The sequence below is a fragment of the Meiothermus luteus genome (assembly GCF_003574085.1).
Classification (GTDB): Bacteria; Deinococcota; Deinococci; order Deinococcales; family Thermaceae; genus Meiothermus; species Meiothermus luteus.
This window is the reverse complement of record NZ_QWKZ01000019.1, coordinates 1-19,941: the sequence shown is the minus strand read 5'-3', so window position 1 is coordinate 19,941 and position 19,941 is coordinate 1. Positions and strand designations below refer to the sequence as shown.

Below are 19,941 nucleotides of genomic sequence, written 5' to 3'. Positions count from 1 at the left end.
CCCTAGGTATACCACAGCCGCCTAGGGTCCGGGCAGCACCAGGTTGAGGTAGAACCGGGGTCCCGGCTCCCCAATCCCTTGGGCGCCCCCCAAGGCCAGGCTCGAGCCCGGCGCAAGGTAGAAAAGGGTGAGGCCAAGGCGCAGCTCGGCCCCCAGGGAAAAGCGGGCTTGGGAGAGCTCGAGCGGCGACCCCGCCACCCCCCCATCGGCAAACAAGGTGAGGCCCAGGTCGTCCAAAAAAACCGGCCAGTTGCCCAGCCCCCGCTCAATGGGCCAGGGGGGCAGGCGATACTCCAGCGAACCCGCCAGGGCCTGGGCCCCCCTAAGCTGGCCCGGCCCATAACCCCGCACCGCGAGCACCGGCCACCCCCCCACCGCCAAGGGCGGCGCCCCCAGGTCAAAGGCATCGTAGGCTAGGGGCGAGGTGGTCAGACCGCCGGCCAGCCGCAGCGCGAAGACGTGGGAGGCCTCCAGGGGCAGCCTCAGGCTCACCCCCAAAGCCCCCCGCAGGCCAAAGCGCCAGGTAGGGCTGCCCTCCCTGAGAAAGGCGGTCCCCTGGAGGCGCAAATGACTGCTGCTGCGGAAGAGGTCCTCCGCTTGGCTGCTCTGCCCGAACACATCCAGGGCAACAGCGTGGGTCACGGTGTTCTGGTTGAGGTTCAGGGCAGGCTCAAAGAGGTCGGTGCGCAGGTACTGGAGGCCCAGGCTGCCCTGCGCGAGGGGGAAAAACGCCCCCACCCCCTGGGCGTTCTGCCCGCCCAACCCTGCCAAGCGCAGCCCCAGCGGGAAGCCCAGCCCCGTAAACCGGTAGGCCAGGTCGTAGAAGGCCCCCTGCAGGCCATCCAGGCCCATGCTTAGGGTGTAGGCGTGCAGCCCCACCGGGTCGGAAGCGGAAAAGGAGGCCCCCAGCCCCAGGCCGCTCGGCCCCACCAGGGGCAGCCAGTAAAGGGGGCGCAGGTAGGGAAAGGGGTCGTAGGGCTCCCCGCGGGCCGGCTCGAGCGGCCGAAAGGCCGGGAGCGCCTCCCGCCGAAGCCCCACCCGCCGCCAGGCGGCGGGGTTGTAGGACACCTGGTAGAGGTTGTAACCCCCTGTGTCGTAGCCGGTGAAAACGATGTGGTCTCCCGCGTGGGAGAAGGTGGGCTGATAGGCTCCGGTGAGCAGGTTGGTCACCTGAAAGACCGCCCCATCGCTCAGGCGGTAGGCGTAAAGGTTGTAGACCCGATCCGCATCGCTGCTGTAGAGCACGTACCGCCCATCCGGGCTGAAGACTGGGTCGCTGTCCACGTTCTTGTCCTGGGTAAGGGCTTCCAGCGCACCGCTCGCCAGGGTGTAGCGGTAGAGGTCCTGGAACCCGCCCCGCCGCAACAGGGCCAGCACCAGCGAGCCCCCATCCGGGGCCACCGCAAAAGAGTGCACCACCCCGTCTTGATGGGGGAAGCTGCGCAAGGGTTGCAGCCGCTTTAGGTCCACAAAGTAGCGGGCCAGCTCGGTGGAGCCGTCGGGGGTGTTCTTGGCCAGGAAGACGCTTTGCCCGTCGGGGGCGTAGCGGGCATAGTAGACCCGCTCCCCGCGGGTAAGCCGCTCGAGCCGCCCCTCCAGCCGGTCGTAGCGGTAGAGGTCGCTGCCCACAAAGTAGGGCCCCTCGCGCTGGCTGCGCACAAAGATCAGGTAACGGCCATCCGGGGACCACTGGGGGTGCTGGGCCGGCCCACTCAGAAGCTCTCGCTCCTCCCCCCCTGCAAGGATGCGCAGCCCCTGGCGCAAGGGCGAGGCGTGCGCATAGACCAAACCGCTGGCCGAGGCCGTTGCCCCCTGGCTGTAGAACCCCAGGTGGGTTAGCCGCTCCGTTGGGGTAAGGCCCTGGGCGCGAATCCGGGCGATTTCCCCCTCAAACTGGTTGGGCAGCCAGCGCACGAATTCAGCGTACAGCTCATCCAAGGACAGGCCGAAAGCCTGCTGGAAGGGCTGGTTGAAGTCCTTGAAGGCTAGCATCCCCGCGTTGGCCTCGGTGAGGCGGCGGTAGGCGTCCTCCCCGAAGCGCTCCTCGAGGTACCGCACCAGCCAAGCACCGTAGTTGTAGACCAAAAGGCCCAAGGGTGGCCAGGTGGCTCTGGTATAGGCCTGGCGAACCTCATCTAAGCTGGGAAAGTGGCCCGAGAGGACCATCTGCCGCAGCATCATGCGGGTGGTGGCGTCGTTGAGGCGCGACTCCCCCAGCTTCTTGTACTTGAGGTAAAGCACCGCCCCCTCCACCAACGGGAAGGGTTTTACAGCGCTTTGGGCCGGGAGCTGGCCAAAGATGCGGGTGGCCTCTCTTAGGGGCCCCCGCACCTGGGTCAGGTCGAAAAGGTGGGTCACCTCGTGGAAGACCACGGTCTGCCACCAAGAGGAAAGCCGAGGGTTGAAGAGGTCGGCGCTACGGAACTGGGTGGTGTAGATGCCCACCCGGTTCTGGGTAGGGTCGGCAAACCCGTTGAGTACATCCCCCACATCAGCGACCACCAGGCTCAGCCGGCCGGGAGGAGGCTCAAAATCCTGGCTCAAGAGGGCGTAGGCCTCCTCGGCGTAGAGAGCGACCTCGGCGGCCACCCGCTCGAGCCCGGGGTGGTAGTGGACGTCAAAGTGCTCCGTGCGCAGGGTAAACCAGGACCGGGTGGGGTCAAACTGGGCCCAGCCCAGCAAGGCGAGCCACAAAAAAAGCGGCAAAAGGCGGGCCATGGGCCCAGTATAGGCAAAGCCGCTTCCCAAGCTTAGCGGCGCCCCTTCACCAACCACCCTTCCTCGGCGAAGCCCTCCCGCTGGTTGAGCACCCGGGCCAGGGTAAAAAGCAGGTCAGAAAGCCGGTTTAAGTAGCGCAGCACCTCTGGGTTGACCGCCTCATGGCGCATAAGCCCCACCACCCGCCGCTCGGCCCGGCGGACGATGGCGCGGGCCAGGTGCAAAGCCGCGGCCGCAGGGTGCCCCCCCGGGTGAATGAAGCCTCTAAACTGCGGGGCCTCCTCCTGGTAGCGGTCTATGAGGGCCTCGAGCCGCTCCACGTCCGCCTCCTCAATCCGGCTCAGGTTACGCTCGTAGGGGATCCCCATACGGGTAGCCAGGTCGGCCCCCAGGTCAAAAAGGGCGTTTTGAAGGTACTCCAGGTCCGCGTGAATATCCTTGTGGGCCGCGGGCAGCAGGGCCCGGGCCAGGCCAATCGCGCTGTTGGCCTCGTCCACGGTGCCGTAGGCCTCCACCCGGGGGTGCTCCTTGCCCACTCGCTCAGCCCCGTATAGTCCGGTCTCCCCCTTGTCACCGGTCTTGGTGTAAATCTTCATACCCTTACTCTACCCTCTACCCGGGAAAGGCCCCGCCTATAATGTTCGGGGTATGTCTGCTTTTGAAGCCGTGGTGGGGCTGGAGATTCACCTGCACCTCAAGACTCAAAGCAAGATGTTCTGCGGCTGCGCGGCCGACTATTTCGGCGCTCTACCCAACACCCACACCTGCCCGGTCTGCTTGGGTCTGCCGGGGGTGCTGCCGGTGGTAAACGCCCAGGCCGTAGAGTACGGCATCCTCCTGGGGCTGGCCCTGCACTGCCAGATCGCCCCATGGACCCAGTTTCACCGCAAAAGCTACTACTACCCAGACATGCCCAAAAACTACCAAATCTCCCAGTACGACCTGCCCATCGCCACCGGGGGTTACTTGGAGGTGGAGGGCCAGCGGGTGCGCATCCGCCGCATCCACCTAGAGGAGGACGCGGCCAAGTCCACCCACCCCGAGGGGGCCTCCTACTCCCTAATAGACCTCAACCGGGCCGGCGCGCCCCTTATTGAGATGGTCACCGAGCCGGACATCCACAGCCCTGAACAGGCCCGCACCTTCCTCGCCCATATCCGGGCCATTGCCCAAACGCTGGGGGTCTCCGACGCCAACCCTGAGGAGGGCAAGATGCGGGCCGACGTAAACGTTTCGGTACGGCGGATGGGGGAGCCTTTGGGGACCAAGGTAGAGATAAAGAACCTCAACTCCTTCAAGAGCGTGGCCCGGGCGCTCGAGTACGAGATCAAGCGCCAACAGGAGATCCTTCGCAGCGGCCGGACGGTGGCCCAGGCCACCTTGGGTTGGGACGAGGCGGCGGGAAAGACCTACGTGATGCGCCTCAAGGAAGAGGAGGCCGACTACCGCTACTTCCCCGACCCCGACCTGCCCCCCATCGTGGTGGACGAGGCTTGGCTAAACCGGCTCAAAGCGGCCATGCCGGAGCTGCCTGCTCAGAAACACGCCCGCTACGTGGAGGCGGGGGTGCGCCCTTACGACGCCGAGATTCTGGCCTACAACGCCTCGCTGGCCCGCTTCTTTGACCAGGCGCTGGCCCAGTACGAAGGCCACCCCCAGACCCTGGCCAACCTGCTCAACGCCGAAGTGGCGGGGTATCTGAACGAGCGGGGCCTGGAGATTCAGCAAACTGCCCTTACCCCCTTGAACCTCTCCCGGCTGGCGGGGCTTTTTGAGCGCCGGGAGATTACCAACCGGGTGGTGGCCGACATCCTGCCCGAGGTGATGGCGGGCGCCGACCCGCTGCGGCTGGTGGAGGAACGGGGCCTGCGCGCGGTGGCCGATGAGGGGGCCCTGCGGCCCTTGGTAGAACGGGTGGTGGCCGAGAACCCGAAGGTGGTGGAACAGGTGCGGGCGGGCAACCTCAAGGCCGCCAACGCCCTGGTGGGGCCCATCATGAAGGCCACCCGGGGCACCGCCAAGGCCGATGTGGTCAAACGGATGCTGGGCGAGATGCTGGGGGTAGAACTATGAACTACCGGGAAGCCGGGGTGGACATCGGGCGCAAGGCCAATGCGCTTCAGGCAGCGGCTGCAAAGATTGGGGAAACCTACACACCCGAAGTGCTGAAGGGGATGGGGGCCTTCGGTGGGATGCTGCTTGCCTCCAGGCTCAAGGGAATGCGCGAGCCAGTGCTGGTGGCCTCCACCGACGGGGTGGGCACCAAGACCCTTCTGGCAGTGCAGACCGGCCGCTACGAGGGCTTAGGTTTTGACCTGGTCCACCACTCGGTCAACGACATCCTGGTCCAAGGGGCTAGACCCCTTTTCTTTATGGACTACATCGCCAGCGCCAGGCTGGAAGAAACCCTCCTGGGGGCAGTGCTGGCCTCTTTGGCCGAGGCCTGCAAGGCGGTGGGAATCCCTCTATTGGGGGGGGAGACCGCCGAGATGCCGGGGGTCTACCGGGAGGGGGCCCTCGAGCTGGCCGGCACCATCGTAGGGGTGGTAGAACGGGATGAAGTGGTGGACGGCAAGAAGGTGCGGCCCGGTGACGTTCTGCTGGCCCTGCCCTCCTCAGGGCTGCACACCAACGGCTACAGCCTGGCCCGCAGGGTCTTTGAAGGATGGAACCTGGAGGAGCCGCGGGAGGAACTGGCTGGGCGCAGCCTGGCCGAGGCCCTGCTGGAACCCCACCGCTGCTACCTGAGGGAGGTAGAAAGGCTATGGGGCGCGGGGGTTGAGGTGAAGGCCATGGTCCACATCACCGGTGGGGGGGTCTACGAGAACCTGCCCCGGGTCTTACCCTTGGGCCTGGGGGCCGAGGTTTGGCGGGGCAGCTTCCCCGTCCCGCCCATCTTCGGGCTCATCCAGCGGGCCGGCCAAGTGGAGGAGCAGGAGATGTACCGGGTCTTCAACATGGGTCTGGGTTACATTCTGGTGGTGAGTCCAGACAGGGTTGGTGAGGTGCAGGCACTGCTGCCCCAAAGCCACCCGGTGGGCCGTATTATAGAAGGGTCAGGGGTTCAGGTGGTCTGAAACCCTGCCCTCCTACCGTATGAAAGAACTCTGGCTGTTGCGCCATGGCGAAACCCCCTGGAACGCCGAAGGGCGCTTTCAGGGCCACTACGACGTGGGGCTTTCCCCAGAAGGGCTGCGCCAGGCCTACCGGCTGGCCGAGCGGCTGGCGGCTTACCGCCATAGCTTTGACGGCCTCTACAGCTCCGACCTGCAGCGGGCGGCCCTCACCGCCCGGCCCATCGCCGAGGCCCTCGGGCTCACCCCTATCTACGACCGCCGCATCCGCGAAATTTACGCCGGTGAGCTCCAAGGGCTCTTGCGCAGCGAAAGCGAGCTGCGCTACCCCGAGTTTCACCGGGCGGTGCAGCTTGACCCGTGGAACACCAAGCGCCCTGGCGGGGAGAGCATGGCCGACCTAGCCGCGCGGGTACAGGAATTCCTGGACGAGCTGCCAGAGGGGCGGCACCTTGTGGTAACCCACGGGGGGGTTATCCGGGCTGCCCTCAAGCTGGTGCTCCATTTAGACAACGGGTCCTGGCGCAGGTTCCATATTCAGAACACCTCCATCACCCGCCTTCTTTACCCCGAGGGCACGGCCCTTTCGGTGGGCGACGTGGGCCACCTGGAGGCCTGGGCAGAAGGCCTTGCCGACGAGGCAGTGCTCTCCTAACAAAAATCCTCCACAAAGCCTGCCATCTGCTATCCTTAGCTGCGTGAAAATCCTGGTGGTAGGTTCTGGAGGGCGGGAACACGCCCTTTGCTGGAAAGCCGCCCAGTCGCCCCTGACCACCCAGCTCTACGCTGCTCCGGGGAACCCCGGCATCGCCGAGCTGGCCGAGTGCATCCCCTGGGACGGCGATGTGGAGCGGCTGGCCGAGTGGGCCGCAGCTGAGGAGATAGAGCTCACCCTGGTCGGGCCGGAAGCCCCCTTGGTGGAGGGCATCGCCGACGCTTTTCAAGCCCGGGGCCTGCGAATTTTCGGCCCCACCCAGAAAGCAGCCATGATCGAGGGCTCCAAAGCCTACGCCAAGGGGCTGATGGAGCGGCTGGGTATCCCCACCGCCCGCTACCGGAGCTTCAGCGACCCGCTGCAGGCCTTGTCTTACCTGGAACAAGTGGGGGCCCCCATCGTGGTCAAGGACTCGGGTCTGGCCGCCGGCAAGGGGGTCACCGTGGCCAGCGAGCTCTCCCAGGCCCGGCAGGCGGTGCTGAACATTCTCTCGGGGGCAGAGCGGAGCGAGGTGGTCATTGAGGAGTACCTGCAGGGCCCCGAGGTAACGGTGCTGGCCCTGACCGATGGGGTCAGTGTGAGGCCGCTGCTCCCCTCCCAGGACCACAAGCGGCTGCTGGACGGCGACCTGGGCCCCATGACTGGGGGCATGGGGGCCATCTGCCCCTACCCCCTGGCCCCAGGTGTCTTGAAGGAGGTGGAAGAGCGGATTCTCAGGCCACTGGTGGACGGGCTGCGGGCCGAGGGCATCGTTTACAGGGGGGTAATTTATGCCGGGCTGATGCTCACCGACGACGGCCCCAAGGTGCTGGAATTCAACGCCCGCTTTGGGGACCCCGAGTGCCAAGCCATCCTACCCCTGCTTCAGACCGACCTGGTGGAGCTGGCGTTGGCGGTGGTAGAAGGGCGGCTGCACGAGCTCGAGCCCACCTGGCACCCCATGGCCTCGGCCTGCGTGGTGATGGCTGCCCCCGGCTATCCCGAAGACCCCCACCGGGGGTTGCCCGTCCACCTGCCCCCCCGCCCCCCCCAAGGGGTGCTCTACTTCCAGGCCGGAACCCGCCGCACCCCGCATGGGCTGGTGACCCAGGGGGGCCGGGTCCTCAACGTGGTGGGCCTCGGTAAAGACCTTCGGGAGGCCCTTGGCCGGGCCTACGCGGGAGTAGAAGCGGTCCAGTTTGAGCGCGCGGTCTACCGGCGGGACATTGGTCGCAGGGCTCTGGTCTGAGGCCCTCAGGCCTCTCGCCGCACCAACCCCTCCAAAAGCTCCACCACCCGCGCGCCAAAGGCCCTCCGGGGCGCCTCTTGCAAAAGGGGCCTGAGCCTGCCAAGCCCTTCCTCCAGAAACCCCTCGGCCACCCGCTCGGCGTAGGCCAAGGCCCCCGAGGAGATCAACCGGTGGTGCAGCCAGGCCACCTCGGCCGCGGGTTTTTGCGGCCTGGGAAGGCAGAGCAACCGCTCGGCCCGCTGCCGTTCCTCGGGGCCCGCGTTCCTCAGGAAGTGGAGCAGGACCAAGGTACGCTTTCCCTCCCAAAGGTCGCCCCCTATCTCCTTGCCGTACTTGGCGGGATCGCCTTTCAGGTTGAGCACGTCGTCCACGATTTGAAAGCCCGTACCCAGCTTCATTCCAGCCTCTTCAAAGGCCTGGGGCGGCTCCCCTCCGGCCACCAAGACCCCCAGCCGCAGGGGGGCTACCGCGGTGTAGTAGGCCGCCTTCAGGCCCACCATCTCCAGGTAGTCGGCCTCGGTTAGGTCAAGCCGCTGGCCTTCCATCCAGGCAATCTCCAGGTGCTGCCCCTGAGCGGTGCGCTCCACCAAGCGCACAAACTCCAAGAGCACCCCCTGGGGCACCCCCGCTTGCACCAGGAGGCCCCACTGTAGGGCGTGCAGGGCATCCCCCGCGTTTAGGGCCAGCGGAACGCCGTAAATCCGGTGTAAAGCCGGCTTTCCCCGCCGCTCGTCGGAGCCGTCCTCAATGTCGTCGTGGATGAGGGCCCAGTTCTGGAAGAGCTCGAGGGCTGCCGCTACCGGCAGCAGCTGCTCCAGGGCTGCACCGTAGGCCAACCCGGTGTAGACCAAAAGGGCCCCCCGCAGCATCTTCCCCCCCCGCTCGGGATAGTCCCGCAACATCCGGGCGAACTGGGCAAGCTCGGGACGGGAAGCCGTCTCAGGCCTGGGCAGGGCAGAGAGCAAGCAACCCTGAATGGCCTGGCGCACCTCCGCTGCGGAGGGAAGGGCGGTCATGTTGTAGATACTACGCCATCCGCCCGGCCTTGGTGTAAAGCGAAAGGCTGGGTTAGACTGGAATCCAAGGAGGGGGCAATGGGTATTCTAGAACGGCTCTCCCGCTTAATCCGGGCCAACATTAACGACCTCATCCGCCGGGCCGAAGACCCCGAAAAAATCATTGAGCAAGCCCTGGAGGACATGCGGGCCACCCTACGCGAGGCCCGCATGGAGGTGGCCGAAGCTATGGCCGAGCTCAAGAAGCTCGAGCGCGAGCAGCAAAGCTACGCCGAGCAGGCCGCCGCTTGGGAGCGCAAAGCCGCCGAGGCCCTAAAGGCCGAACGGGAAGACCTGGCCCGGGAAGCCCTCAAGCGCAAGCAGCAGGCCCAGGCCCTGGCCGAAGGGTTTGCCCAGCAGGTGGCCCAGCAGCAAGACCTGGTCCGCCAGCTCACCACCCAGCTTAGGGCGCTGGAGAGCAAAATCCAGGAGTCCGAGGCCAAGAAAGCCTTGCTCATCGCACGCAAGAAGGGGGTAGAGGCCGCCGAAGCGGTGCGCCGGTTTGAGTCCAAGATAGACGCGCATGGCGCCGTAGAGGCTTTTGAGGACATGGAGCGGCGCATCCAGGCCATGGAGGACAAGCACGCCGCTCTATCGGAGATGGACAAAAGCGAGATAGAAAAAGAGCTCGAGCGCCTGGGCAGCAACCGCGAGGTAGAGGAAGACCTGGCCCGGCTGAAACGCGAGCTGGGAATCGCATAGAACCTTAGGGCAAGAATGGAGGCACTCAAGCAGATGGGAATCGCCTTGCTCGAGATGCTTTTGCTGCTGGGGTTGGTGGGGTTCGTGGTCTGGGCCATTAACGCCAGCCGTCCGCTCTCACTGCCCTTGCGACAACAGCACGAGCGTCTAGGCCGGGCTTTAGCCGAACTTCGCCGCCAAAGCCGCAGGCACCCCCACCTGCGCGAACCCCTCCAGCAGGTGCGGGCGTACGGGCGTAACCTGTACAAACTCTTTCCCAAGCTCACCGAGCTCGAACGTCTTTGCACCACCCCAGGCCTGGACTACCACACCCGCACCGAGGTTTCCGCCCGCTACACCAGCCTGGACACAACCCTAGACCAGGGCATCGCCTACATTGAGCGGCTCGGAGCCGAGCTGGCCCTGGTTGAGGGGAAGGGCGAGCCCCCCGCCCTGGCCGATCTACCCCAACACCTCATCGCCTTGCGGGAGGCCCTGCACCCGCCCTCCATCCACCAAGGGTAAACTTGGGGTGATGCCACGCCTGCTCATAGCCTTTCTACTGCTGCTCGTCTCCTGCGCCCCACGCAGCAGCAGCCCTCCCCTCAACACTGCGATCATCCAAGGACCGGTGGGCTTCTACCCCTCCCAGCCAGGCCTGGACTGGATTTACCTGCCCCTGCGGGCCTCCACCAGCGACCCCCCCCTGCGCCTCTCGGTCATCGGCCCGGCCAGCTTTGAGGGCCAGCCGGCGATCCGCTACCGCCTGAGCGGGCGGGGGCTCGAGCGCTCTTACTACCGCCAGGTGGACGCCGGGGGGGTGCGGCTTTTGGGCATTGAGGACTACGACAAAATCCAGGTGGCCCGCTACACCCCCCCCATCCAGGAGTACCCCCCCGAGGCCAGCTTCGCCGTAGGGGCCCGCTGGGGCGGCCAGACCCGGGAGGTCATTGAGCTGCGGTTGAACAACCAAACCACCCGGGTTAGCGACCGGCTGCTGGAGTACAGCTACACGGTGCTGGGCAGGTCCAACGTGAGCGTGCCGGCGGGCAACTTTGAGGTCTACCGCATCGGGGTGGAGTACCGCGACCCCAGAAACCCCAGCCTGCGGGAAAACTTTGAGGTCTGGTTCTTCCCCGGGGTGGGGGAGGTCTTCACCTCCATGAATTTCGCCGAGCAAGGCGGTCTTGCCCTGGTGGACCGAAACTTCCGCTAGCCGCTTTGTTGCCTGGAGCACTGCGCTTTGGACCCGGTTCCCCCATGCTAGGCCAAAGCGTCGGGAGGCTTCTCGTGGTTCTACAAAAGGTCAACCAACCCCAAGACCTGAAACCCCTCTCCATGGGCGAACTCCTGCAGCTCACCGAGGAGCTGCGCAGCGAGATCATCCGAGTGTGCGCCCAAAACGGCGGGCACCTGGCCTCCTCGCTGGGCGCGGTGGAGCTGATAGTGGCCCTGCACCGGGTCTTCAACTCGCCCCGTGATCGGCTGCTCTTCGATGTGGGCCACCAGGCCTACGCCCACAAAATCCTCACCGGGCGCAAGGAGGTTTTCCACACCATCCGCCAGGAGGGGGGCATCTCGGGCTTCACCAAAGTTTCAGAAAGCGAGCACGACGCCATCACCGTCGGCCACGCCTCCACCTCCTTGGCCAACGCGCTGGGTATGGCCATCGCCCGGGATACCCTAGGGGAGGACTACCACATCGTGGCCCTCATCGGCGACGGGGCCCTGACCGGCGGAATGGCCCTGGCCGCCCTAAACGTGATCGGGGAGCGCAAGCCGAGGCTCATCATCATCCTCAACGACAACGAGATGAGCATCTCCGAGAACGTGGGGGCGCTCAATCGCTACTTTCGCGAGTACCAGACCAAAAAGTGGGTGCAGGAAACCCAAAAGTGGGGCCGCCAGGTGCTGGAGGGCATCTCGCCCCGGCTTTTTGGCCTGGTAGACCGGGCCAAGGAGGCCGCCAAGCTGATGCTGCACCAGGAAAACCCCTTCTACGCCTGGGGCATCCGCTACGTGGGGCCGGTGGACGGCCACGACCTGCCGGGGTTGATTCACATCCTGGAGCAAATCAAGGAGCTGGACGGCCCTACCCTGCTGCACGCGGTTACCCGCAAGGGCAAGGGCTACGGGGTGGCCGAGGAGGACCCCATCTACTGGCATGGTCCCCCCGGCTTCAACCCCCAGAACCCCATCAAGGTGAGCAAGGGCTACACCTGGTCGGCGGCCTTTGGGGACGCTGTGACCGAGCTGGCCCACCAGGAGCCCCGGCTTTTTGTGATTACGCCGGCCATGCGCGAGGGCTCGGGGCTAGTGCGTTACTCCCAGGTCCACCCCGAGCGCTACCTGGACACCGGCATCTGCGAGGACGTGGCCGCCACCACCGCCGCCGGGATGGCCCTGCGGGGCCTCAAGCCAGTGCTGGCCATCTACTCCACCTTCATGCAACGGGCCTACGACCAGATCATCCACGACATCGCCATTGAGAACCTGCCGGTGATCTTTGCGGTGGACCGAGCCGGCATCGTGGGGGGCGATGGGGCCACCCACAACGGGGTGTTTGACATCGCCTACTTGCGCACCGTGCCCAACGTGCAAATTGCGGCACCCAAAGATGCCCTGGAGCTGCGGGCTATGCTCAAGAAGGCCCTCGAGCTGGGCGGGCCCATCGCCATTCGCTACCCCCGCGACAACGTGGAGAAGGCTCCTGAGGGGGCTTGGCCCGAAATTGAGTGGGGACGCTGGGAGGTCCTCAAGGAGGGCCACCGGGCTTACATCCTGGCTTTCGGCAAAACCCTCAAGTACGCCCTCGAGGCGGCTGGGGACGACCCCCAGGTTGGCGTGGTCAACGCCCGCTTCATCAAGCCGCTGGACAAGGAGCTGCTAAAGCGGCTGGCCCTGGCGGGCCACAAGCTGGTGACCACCGAGGACCACCAGAGGATGGGCGGCTTCGGCAGCGCGGTGCTGGAGGCCCTAAACGAGATGGGCCTAAAACCGGACATCCGGGTGCTGGGGCTGCCGGACCGCTTTTTTGAGCACGGCTCCATCCCCCGGATGCACCACGAGGCGAGAATTGACGCCGAGGCCATCCGGGCTGCCCTGGCCGAGATGGGGGTGGAAGCGCCCACCCTGGCTGAGGCCGCTCACCACCCCAAGCCCCAGACCCGCTAGGCTGAGGTTTGGCCGAAGGCCATCCGAGGCCCGGCCTGGCTTTTCAGAGGTTTAGGAATGAAAAGGCTCCTTCTCAAGCTGGCGTTGTGGGCACTCCACAGGCTCGTGGCTAAACGCCTCAACCGCTCCTTGTTCTACCGCCGGACGAGGAAGAGCAGGCTCAGGCGGCTGTTAAAGTGGCTGGACTGAGCCCTAAAACTCCTCGTCCACCTCACAAAGCCGGCTTGCCCAAAGGCTTCTTGGGCGGTGGTGTTCCCGCACGATCTGGGCCACCTGGGGGTCTAGAATGCGGGCCGCGCCGTACTCCGGGTGGTGCTGGCGAATTTGCCAAGCGCCTATAAGCCCCTTCTGCAACGGCTCAATGGGCACATCTAGCCTGAGGAGGCCGGTCAAAATCCGCTCCAAGGGGCGGTAAGGCCTGAGGGCCTTGCCACAGTCGTGGAGCAAAGCCGCCCGTACCACAAACCCAGGGGCCTCCGGGTAACGCTCCAGCAAGCGCCGGGCCACCCACACCGCGTGCTCCCGGTCGCGGGAGTCCATGGCCTTGTAGAGGTGGGCCTCCTCGAGCCGCAACTCCCCCAGCGCCCAAGCGTCGTCGGGGTTGGCTCGAGCCGGAAAAAAAGCCCTCCACAGCCGCCTCAAGCGTCGCCACACGCCCCTTATGCTACCGCCTCAAAGCGCCCTGGTCTTGGGGTAGGCGCTTGGGGTAAGGTAAGGGCCGGAGGGAAAGATGACCCCAAAAGCCCTTCTAGCCGAGTTCCTCGGCGTCTTCACCATGTGCTTTGCGGCCATTGGCTCTATTGCCGCCAGCCAGGGCGAGGGGATGGCGGTTGCCCTGGCCCCGGGTCTGGCGGTGGGCCTCCTGGTGCTGGCCCTAGGAACCATCTCGGGGGCCCACTTCAACCCCGCGGTGACCTTCGCCATGCTCATCACCGGACGCATCTCTCCCCTAGAGGCCCTCGGCTACACGGTGGCCCAGCTCCTGGGGGGGCTTGTGGCGGCGTTTTTCATCGGAGCGCTCTATGGAGGCAACGCCGTGGCCGAGGGTACCCCAGCCCCGGGGAGCGGCCACAGCGTGGTACAGGCCCTGATGATGGAGGTGTTCCTGACCCTTTTTCTAGTGGCCGTAATCTTCGGCTCCGCCGTCCACAACCGCTTTAGCTTCGCTGGACTGGCCATTGGCCTGGCGGTGACGATGGGCATCCTGATTGGAGGGCCGGTCTCCGGCGCGGCCATGAACCCTGCCCGGGTACTGGGCCCGGCCCTCATCGGAGGGGAGTGGGCCGCCCACTGGGTGTACTGGGTGGGCCCCTTGGTGGGGGCTGGGCTGGCCGCGCTGCTCTACGACTATCTCTATAGCCAAGAAATCCGCCAGCCCCAACCGGCCCCGGCTGAAGGGGAGGGGTAGGGGCTACAACCCCGCCAAGGCCTTGGCCCGAAGCAGCACGGCATCCAGCATCGCTGCGGTGAGCCTGCCGGTCTGGGTGTTCTGGCGGCTCACGTGGTAGGCGTCCAGGAGCACCCCGCCCGGCAGAGGGTGCTCGGCCCCATGGGCAAAGGGGTAGGCCGAACGGCGGAGGCCAAAAAGGTCCAACAGGGCCTGGTGGGCCACCCGGCCCAGGGCCAGGTACACCCGTAGGTGGGGTAGGAAGGCCAGCTCCCCCCGCGTCCACCCCGCACAGGCCGCAAGCTCGGCCGGGGTAGGCTTGTTGCCCGGCGGAACACAGCGCACCGCCGCGGTGATGTAGACCCCCTTTAGCCTCAGACCGTCGCCCCGGTGGGTAGAGCTGGGCTGGCTGGCCAGGCCCGCCCGGTAAAGCGCGGGGTAGAGGAAATCCCCCGAAGCATCGCCTGTAAAGGGCCGCCCGGTACGGTTGGAGCCGTGCGCACCCGGGGCCAGCCCAAAGATGAGAATCCGGGCCCCTAGGTCGCCAAAGCCGGGCACGGGCCGGGCCCAGTAGGTCCATTCGCGGTAGGCGGCCCGCTTCTTCTGGCCCACCTCCTCCCGCCAGGCCACCAGCCGAGGGCAGCGCCTACAGGCGGTGAGCTCAGTGTAAAAAACCTGTGGGTCCATGCCAACCGTAAATGAGCCTACCATTGGCCGTAGGGTTCGGGTTCAAACTCAGGGTGTTCCACCTCGGCGGTAAGGGGGTGTGCCTTGAGTTTTGAACTACCCTGGATGCTTTGGGTGCTGCTGGTCGTCCCCGCGCTGGTCTGGGTCTATTGGCGCAGGGTGAGGGAAGGACAGGCCAGCGCTTACGCCCTATACCCCGGCCTAAGCCCCTTGGTCCGAGCCGCCGAGCCCCGCTGGAAGCGCCACCTGGGGGCGGGGCTATACGGCCTGGCCTTGCTCTTGGCCCTTCTGGCCCTGGCCCGGCCGCAGGCGGTAATTCCGGCCCCCGACAGCCTGGCCACGGTGATCGTCACCATAGACGTGAGCCTCTCCATGCGGGCCCAGGACATCCACCCCGACCGCATCACCGTAGCCAAGCGGGAAGCCCAAAACTTCGTGCGCAGCCTCCCCGACGGCATTAAGGTAGGCCTGGTCAGCTTCGCCGGGTACGCCACCATAGAGGCTGAGCCCACCGCCGACCACGAACGGGTGGTGGAGCAGATTGAGCTCCTGCAACTGGCCCGCCGCACCGCCATCGGGGAAGGGATTCTGGAGAGCCTGAGGGCCATTCCCAAGGACGAGCGGGGAAAGCCTCTAGGGCCTTCCACGGTGGTCCTCCTCTCCGACGGCCGCAACAACACCGGCATAGAACCCCTGGAAGCCGCCGCCTTCGCTCAAGAGATGGGGGTAGTGGTGCACACCATTGGGCTGGGTCGACGGGGCGAACCCAGCGCACCCCCCAGCAGCGGCGAGTGGTGGGGATGGGGAGGGTACTGGATGCAGTTTGACGAGGAAACCCTACGGGCCATTGCCCAGTCCACAGGCGGCCAGTACCACGCGGCGGAGTCGGCCGAGGCGCTCCGACAGGCCTACCGCAACCTGAGTCGGGTGGTGGGCTGGCGGCCCCAGCGCACCGAGGTCAGCGGGCTTTTTGGCCTGGCCGCAGGGCTGCTGCTGGCCTCTAGCCTCCTGGTGGCCCAGTGGCGCCGAGGGGTGTTCTAGCTCGCAGCGGATAGACTAGGGCCCGTGACCTATCCCGAGGCTGTAGAGTGGCTTTTTTCCCAGACCCGCGGGGGCGCACCGCGGGGGCTTTCCCGAATCCAGGAACTAATGGAGCGCCTAGACCACCCCGAGAGGGCTTTCTCGGCGGTGCACGTGGTAGGTACCAACGGCAAGGGCAGTGTGGTGGCCTACCTCGAGGCGGCCTTCAGGACCGCGAGGGAGGCCTTTGGGGCGACCACCAGCCCTCACCTGGTGGACTTTCGCGAGCGCATCCGTACCCACCTGGGGCCCATTGAGGAGGCCGAGGTGTGCGCCTTTGTGCGCTGGGCCCGCTCGCAGCGCTTCCGGGAGCCGGTGGCCTTTTTTGACCTCACCACCGCCCTGGCCTTCCAGCACTTCTCCTCCCTAGGGGTGCGCATCGCCGCAGTGGAGGCGGGGGTCGGCGGGGCGCTGGACGCGACCAACGTGCTGCCCCGGGTAGAGGTCACCATCATCACCAACATCGGGGAGGACCACCTGGAGACCCTCGGTGGTTCGCTGTTGGGCGTGGCCCAGGACAAGGCCGGGGCCATCCGCCCCGGTGTGCCGGTGGTAACCGGGGCCGAGGGGGTGGGCCTGGAGGTCATCCGGGCGGTGGCCGCCGAACAGGGTGCGCCCTTGCACGTGCTGACGGAGGGAAACCCCCTCTTCGCCCTGCCCACCGAACCCTCCCTGCAAGGGCGCTTCCAGCGGCAGAACGCCCGGCTGGCGGCGGCAGCCCTGCGGCTGCTGGGGTACGGCGAGGGGGTGGTCTCGGCAGGCCTGTCCACCGCCCACCACCCGGGACGGATGCAGCTTCTACGCTACCAGGGGGTGCCGGTGGTGCTGGACGGGGCCCACAACCCCCCCGCCGCCCGGGCCCTAGCGGAGGAGTTTGAAAGGTTCCACCTGGTCTTTGGGGCCTTCCCCCGCAAGGACTACCCCACCATCCTGCAAACCCTCCTCCCCAAAGCCCTAAGCCTGCGCTACACCCGCGCCGGGCAGGGGGCCCTACAGGCCCAGGCCCTCCAAGGGCTTTTTCCCGCCCCGTACTTTGACCTGCCGCTGGCCGCGGTGGAGGACGCGGTGGAGGCGGCCCGAAAGGAGGAGGCGACGGTTCTGGTCACCGGCTCTTTGTACCTGGTGGGGGAGGTGCTCAAGCAGCTGGCCGCCCAAGCGGTGGTAGTGAAAATCAGTCCAGGGGCAGTAGGGCCCGGCGGGCCTTGACCCGCATGGGCAGCCCGCCGTGGGCGCAGAGGGTAAAGTTGGGCTCGGGGCGCACCGGGGCGGGCCGGGCCAGCTCGAGCCGGAAGCGCTGGAGCACCGTGGCCACGATGATCTTGTACTCAATGGTGGCAAACCCCTGGCCGGTGCAGACCCGCGGGCCCAGGCTGAAGGGGAAGTAGGCCCCTTTAGGCAAGGACCGCTCAAACTCCGGCGTCCAGCGCTCGGGAATAAAGGCATCGGGCTGCTCATAGAAGCGGGGGTCGCGGTGGGTGGCCCACTGGCACATCACAATCTGGGTCCTAGGGGGCAGCCGCATTCCTCCCAGCTCCAGCTCGCGCACGTTCTCCCGGCCAATAATCCAGACCGGCGGGTACAGCCGCAGGCTCTCCTTGAAGACCTGGTCCAGGTAGGGCAGGCGCTGCACCTCCTCAAAGCCCGGGGGGCCCTCCAAGGCGTCCACCTCGGCCTCGAGCCGCTCCCGCACCTCGGGGTGCCGGTCAAGCAGGTACCAGGTCCAGACCAGCGCGTTGGCGGTGGTCTCGAGGCCGGCCGTGATGACCGTGAGCACCTCGTCGCGCACCTGCCGGTCGGAGAGCTGCACGCCGGGCTGCTGCTGTGCTTCCAAGAGCATGGAGAGGAGGTCGTCCCCCAGGTCGCCCCGGGCCCGGCGATAGGCGATGTGGCGGCTCACCATCTCGTTTAGGGCCCGCACCACCCGGATGCCGTCGCGGTTTAGGCCCGGGTGCCAGTCCGGTAGGTTGAGCCAGCCGTAGACCATCTGACCCACCACCTTCTGCCCTAGCATGATGGCTCGGTGCATGATCTCCCGGTCCTCCCCCGCCTCCACATCAAACATGCACTTGGCCACCACCCGCAGGGTGAGGGCGTTCATATCCTCCTCGAGATGCCTAATCTCGCCGTTTTGCCAGTGGGCGAGCATCTCCAGGGCGAACCGCCGCATCACCTCGGCGTAGCCCTGCAGGCGCTTGTAGTGGAAGGCCGGCCGCATGATGCGCACCTGCTGCTTCCAGAACTCCCCTTCCGAGACCAGGATTCCGTTGCCCATTCCCCCAGCAAAGGCCCGGGTCAGGTCGGACTTGTGGAACTCATCGGCCCGCTCAACCAGCACCTCGCGGATCAAGTCGGGGTGGTTGAGCAGGACGATCTCCCTACCGGAGGCGAAGCGGAAGGTGGTGATGTTGGGGCTGGTGCGAGAGAGGTGCAGGAAGAAGGCCAGCGGGTCCTGACGCAGCTCGAGCTCAGTGGGGTCAAAGGTCATAGGTATAAGGATATCCGACGGCTAGTTGGGGCTCACCTCGGCCTGCCGCTTGGGCAGGTTCCGCGGCGCAGCCTCAAAGCGCAGGGGCTGAGCCGGGATGCGGGTGTTCCGCTCGCCCTGGCTTATCTCGCCCTGCAGGGAGAAGGCCACCCGAACCGCGCTGTGCTCGGCCCGGAGGGGCCTGGGCGGAGCCTGGGGACAGGGGACCTGAACCGCCCAGCCCGCCTCGTCAAAGGCCAAGCAGTCCGAATAGGCCACCACGAACCCCCCGGGCTGGAGGTAGTCGGCCAAAAGGTTGCCGCTGCTGCCCGAAATCTCGGTGGGAATGGTCGCGGGCAGGCCGTTGGGGAGGCGGCTGGCCCCCACCGACAGGTTCTGTTCGTAGATGTAAAGGAGCCACTTGTCGTCGTTGGCTGGGTCGGGGCCGGGGTTCTCGGCCCCTGAAGCCCTGCGCACCACCCAGCCGCGGCTTAGGGGGTAGACCATCACGAACTTCACCACCTCCCTTCCCGCTACCTCGGTGGGGGGCTGGAGCAGGGCGATGGCTGAGTCCTGCCCAATCCGCCAGACGTTGTCGTCGCGGCTGGGGTTGCGCACCGTGTAGCCCCCCGGGCTACCAATGGAAAGGGTAACCCCCGGAGGGTACACGAAGGCCGCGGTGGCCACCAGGTCGCTCACCAGGTTCCCCGCGGTGCGCAGGTCCTCTGTGAGGAGCTGCGCGTTCTGCACAAAGCGCAGGCTTTCGCTGCCGCTGCGCAGTCCGGCTGCGACCAAGGCCAGGATGGCCACCCCAACCGCAGCGGCGATGAGCATCTCAATAAGGGTGAGGCCCGTGGCACGCATAGACCCTCTACAGCGGCGGCCGCACCACCTCGGTGGTGAAGCGGTAGGCACGGCCTTGGGGGCCGGAAAAGCTCAGGCTCACCCGGCGCAACACCACCCGCTGGCCCAGGGCCTCCACCTCCTCCACGTTCAGCTCGAGGCCGGAAAAGCCGCTGGGCAGGGGCAGGCTGGGCAGGACCCCTCGTTCAAAGGCAGCCTCGTTGGCCCAGACCGCCCGCAGGCTGTCAAAGTAGCTTCGGGCATAGGCCTGGGCCTGGGTGTCTATCTGGGCGTTGCGGGTAAGGGTGAAGCTCGAGCCCAGGTAGGTCAGCATCAGGATGGCCACGGAGAGAATGGCCAGGGCCACCATCACCTCCACAAAGGAAAAACCCCTACGGCGCACGCACCACCACCTTCCCCGTGCTTCCCACGATGTTAACCTGCAGGACCCGCGCCCCTGGCCCCTGCAGCTCATAGGTGCTGTTGGCGGCGCTAACCCGGCCGTAGGGGGCATAGAAGGTCACCCTACCGCCCGCGGGTACCCTTTGGAAGACCACCCCCGCGGGGAGGGACCGCTCCATCAGCGCACCGGCGGGCCCCACCTGGTAAGTGGACCCACCCTGGCGCGCCTCAAAAACATGGTCGAGGGAAAGGCGGCGGGCCTGCTGGCGGATGTTCATCAGCTCGGTGGCCACCTGAAGGGCGGCCTCCCGGATGGCCAGGTTCTGCCGGTAGCTCTGGAGGGAGACAAACCCCACCCCCAGGAGAACCCCCAGCACCGCTACCACCACCACCAGCTCCAAAAGGCTGAGGCCTTTAGGCCCCCTCACTGCCC

The 19,941-nt window shown here is 66.3% G+C and carries 20 protein-coding genes; 11 read left to right on the top strand and 9 right to left on the bottom strand.

What is annotated here, in order from left to right:
• Nucleotides 1–21 precede the first annotated feature (21 nt).
• The gene (locus tag Mlute_RS04395; protein WP_119359535.1) at nt 22–2,718 is read right to left on the bottom strand and encodes a PD40 domain-containing protein; all 2,697 of its coding nucleotides are present in this window, start codon (nt 2,716–2,718) and stop codon (nt 22–24) included.
• Between the two features lie 32 nt (nt 2,719–2,750).
• On the bottom strand, nt 2,751–3,314 hold the full coding sequence (locus tag Mlute_RS04390; protein WP_119359534.1) for a cob(I)yrinic acid a,c-diamide adenosyltransferase: 564 nt from the start codon (nt 3,312–3,314) through the stop codon (nt 2,751–2,753).
• A gap of 52 nt (nt 3,315–3,366) precedes the next feature.
• Here Mlute_RS04390 and gatB point away from each other — a divergent pair, with 52 nt between their 5' ends.
• Genes gatB through purD form a run of 4 tightly spaced genes read left to right on the top strand, consistent with a single transcriptional unit; the run spans nt 3,367 to nt 7,735 of the window.
• The gene (gene gatB / locus Mlute_RS04385; protein WP_119359533.1) at nt 3,367–4,791 is read left to right on the top strand and encodes an Asp-tRNA(Asn)/Glu-tRNA(Gln) amidotransferase subunit GatB; all 1,425 of its coding nucleotides are present in this window, start codon (nt 3,367–3,369) and stop codon (nt 4,789–4,791) included.
• On the top strand, nt 4,788–5,795 hold the full coding sequence (gene purM / locus Mlute_RS04380; protein ID WP_119359532.1) for a phosphoribosylformylglycinamidine cyclo-ligase: 1,008 nt from the start codon (nt 4,788–4,790) through the stop codon (nt 5,793–5,795). The genes gatB and purM overlap by 4 nt, the downstream gene beginning before the upstream one ends.
• Before the next feature lie 19 nt (nt 5,796–5,814).
• The gene (locus Mlute_RS04375; protein ID WP_119359531.1) at nt 5,815–6,447 is read left to right on the top strand and encodes a histidine phosphatase family protein; all 633 of its coding nucleotides are present in this window, start codon (nt 5,815–5,817) and stop codon (nt 6,445–6,447) included.
• A gap of 43 nt (nt 6,448–6,490) precedes the next feature.
• Nucleotides 6,491–7,735 (top strand): phosphoribosylamine--glycine ligase, encoded by a 1,245-nt coding sequence (purD, locus tag Mlute_RS04370; RefSeq protein ID WP_119359530.1) that lies wholly within the window; start codon nt 6,491–6,493, stop codon nt 7,733–7,735.
• A 5-nt stretch (nt 7,736–7,740) separates the two neighbouring features.
• Here purD and Mlute_RS04365 read toward each other — a convergent pair whose 3' ends face one another.
• Nucleotides 7,741–8,751, bottom strand: coding sequence for a polyprenyl synthetase family protein (locus Mlute_RS04365; RefSeq protein WP_119359529.1), 1,011 nt, complete (start codon nt 8,749–8,751; stop codon nt 7,741–7,743).
• Between the two features lie 78 nt (nt 8,752–8,829).
• On the opposite strand from Mlute_RS04365, the gene Mlute_RS04360 reads away from it, so the two are divergent.
• The 4 genes from Mlute_RS04360 (at nt 8,830) to dxs (ending at nt 12,645) form a co-directional block, all read left to right on the top strand.
• The gene (locus Mlute_RS04360) at nt 8,830–9,492 is read left to right on the top strand and encodes a PspA/IM30 family protein (protein ID WP_119359528.1); all 663 of its coding nucleotides are present in this window, start codon (nt 8,830–8,832) and stop codon (nt 9,490–9,492) included.
• 15 nt (nt 9,493–9,507) lie between these two features.
• Entirely contained in the window at nt 9,508–9,996 is a 489-nt protein-coding gene (locus tag Mlute_RS04355; protein WP_119359527.1) for a hypothetical protein, read from the top strand.
• A gap of 10 nt (nt 9,997–10,006) precedes the next feature.
• The gene (locus Mlute_RS04350) at nt 10,007–10,687 is read left to right on the top strand and encodes a hypothetical protein (RefSeq protein WP_119359526.1); all 681 of its coding nucleotides are present in this window, start codon (nt 10,007–10,009) and stop codon (nt 10,685–10,687) included.
• 74 nt (nt 10,688–10,761) lie between these two features.
• Complete coding sequence (dxs, locus tag Mlute_RS04345) at nt 10,762–12,645, top strand: 1-deoxy-D-xylulose-5-phosphate synthase (RefSeq protein WP_119359551.1); 1,884 nt, start codon at nt 10,762–10,764, stop codon at nt 12,643–12,645.
• Between the two features lie 192 nt (nt 12,646–12,837).
• On the opposite strand, the gene Mlute_RS04340 is transcribed toward dxs, so the two are convergent.
• Nucleotides 12,838–13,299 carry an HD domain-containing protein gene (locus Mlute_RS04340; RefSeq protein WP_119359525.1) on the bottom strand — a complete coding sequence of 154 codons (462 nt, stop codon included), beginning with the start codon at nt 13,297–13,299 and terminating at the stop codon, nt 12,838–12,840.
• A gap of 76 nt (nt 13,300–13,375) precedes the next feature.
• Between Mlute_RS04340 and Mlute_RS04335 the strand changes: the two genes are divergently transcribed.
• Nucleotides 13,376–14,053, top strand: a complete 678-nt coding sequence (locus Mlute_RS04335) for an MIP/aquaporin family protein (protein WP_119359524.1) — start codon at nt 13,376–13,378, stop codon at nt 14,051–14,053.
• Nucleotides 14,054–14,056: 3 nt separating this feature from the next.
• On the opposite strand, the gene Mlute_RS04330 is transcribed toward Mlute_RS04335, so the two are convergent.
• Nucleotides 14,057–14,719, bottom strand: a complete 663-nt coding sequence (locus Mlute_RS04330) for a uracil-DNA glycosylase (RefSeq protein WP_119359523.1) — start codon at nt 14,717–14,719, stop codon at nt 14,057–14,059.
• 84 nt (nt 14,720–14,803) lie between these two features.
• Between Mlute_RS04330 and Mlute_RS04325 the strand changes: the two genes are divergently transcribed.
• Together Mlute_RS04325 and Mlute_RS04320 are read left to right on the top strand one after the other, a co-directional pair.
• Nucleotides 14,804–15,760: a VWA domain-containing protein gene (locus Mlute_RS04325; RefSeq protein WP_119359522.1), complete on the top strand. Its 957-nt coding sequence runs from the start codon at nt 14,804–14,806 to the stop codon at nt 15,758–15,760.
• A gap of 24 nt (nt 15,761–15,784) precedes the next feature.
• Nucleotides 15,785–17,005 carry a bifunctional folylpolyglutamate synthase/dihydrofolate synthase gene (locus Mlute_RS04320; RefSeq protein ID WP_119359521.1) on the top strand — a complete coding sequence of 407 codons (1,221 nt, stop codon included), beginning with the start codon at nt 15,785–15,787 and terminating at the stop codon, nt 17,003–17,005.
• Here Mlute_RS04320 and Mlute_RS04315 read toward each other — a convergent pair.
• The 4 genes from Mlute_RS04315 to Mlute_RS04300 form a co-directional block, all read right to left on the bottom strand.
• Nucleotides 16,971–18,284, bottom strand: a complete 1,314-nt coding sequence (locus Mlute_RS04315; protein ID WP_119359520.1) for a cytochrome P450 — start codon at nt 18,282–18,284, stop codon at nt 16,971–16,973. The genes Mlute_RS04320 and Mlute_RS04315 overlap by 35 nt on opposite strands.
• 21 nt (nt 18,285–18,305) lie before the next feature.
• The gene (locus Mlute_RS04310; protein WP_119359519.1) at nt 18,306–19,127 is read right to left on the bottom strand and encodes a PilW family protein; all 822 of its coding nucleotides are present in this window, start codon (nt 19,125–19,127) and stop codon (nt 18,306–18,308) included.
• A gap of 7 nt (nt 19,128–19,134) precedes the next feature.
• The gene (locus Mlute_RS04305; RefSeq protein ID WP_119359518.1) at nt 19,135–19,509 is read right to left on the bottom strand and encodes a type IV pilus modification PilV family protein; all 375 of its coding nucleotides are present in this window, start codon (nt 19,507–19,509) and stop codon (nt 19,135–19,137) included.
• On the bottom strand, nt 19,499–19,941 hold a 443-nt coding region (locus tag Mlute_RS04300), incomplete at its 5' end, for a prepilin-type N-terminal cleavage/methylation domain-containing protein (RefSeq protein ID WP_342770219.1). The genes Mlute_RS04305 and Mlute_RS04300, both read right to left, overlap by 11 nt.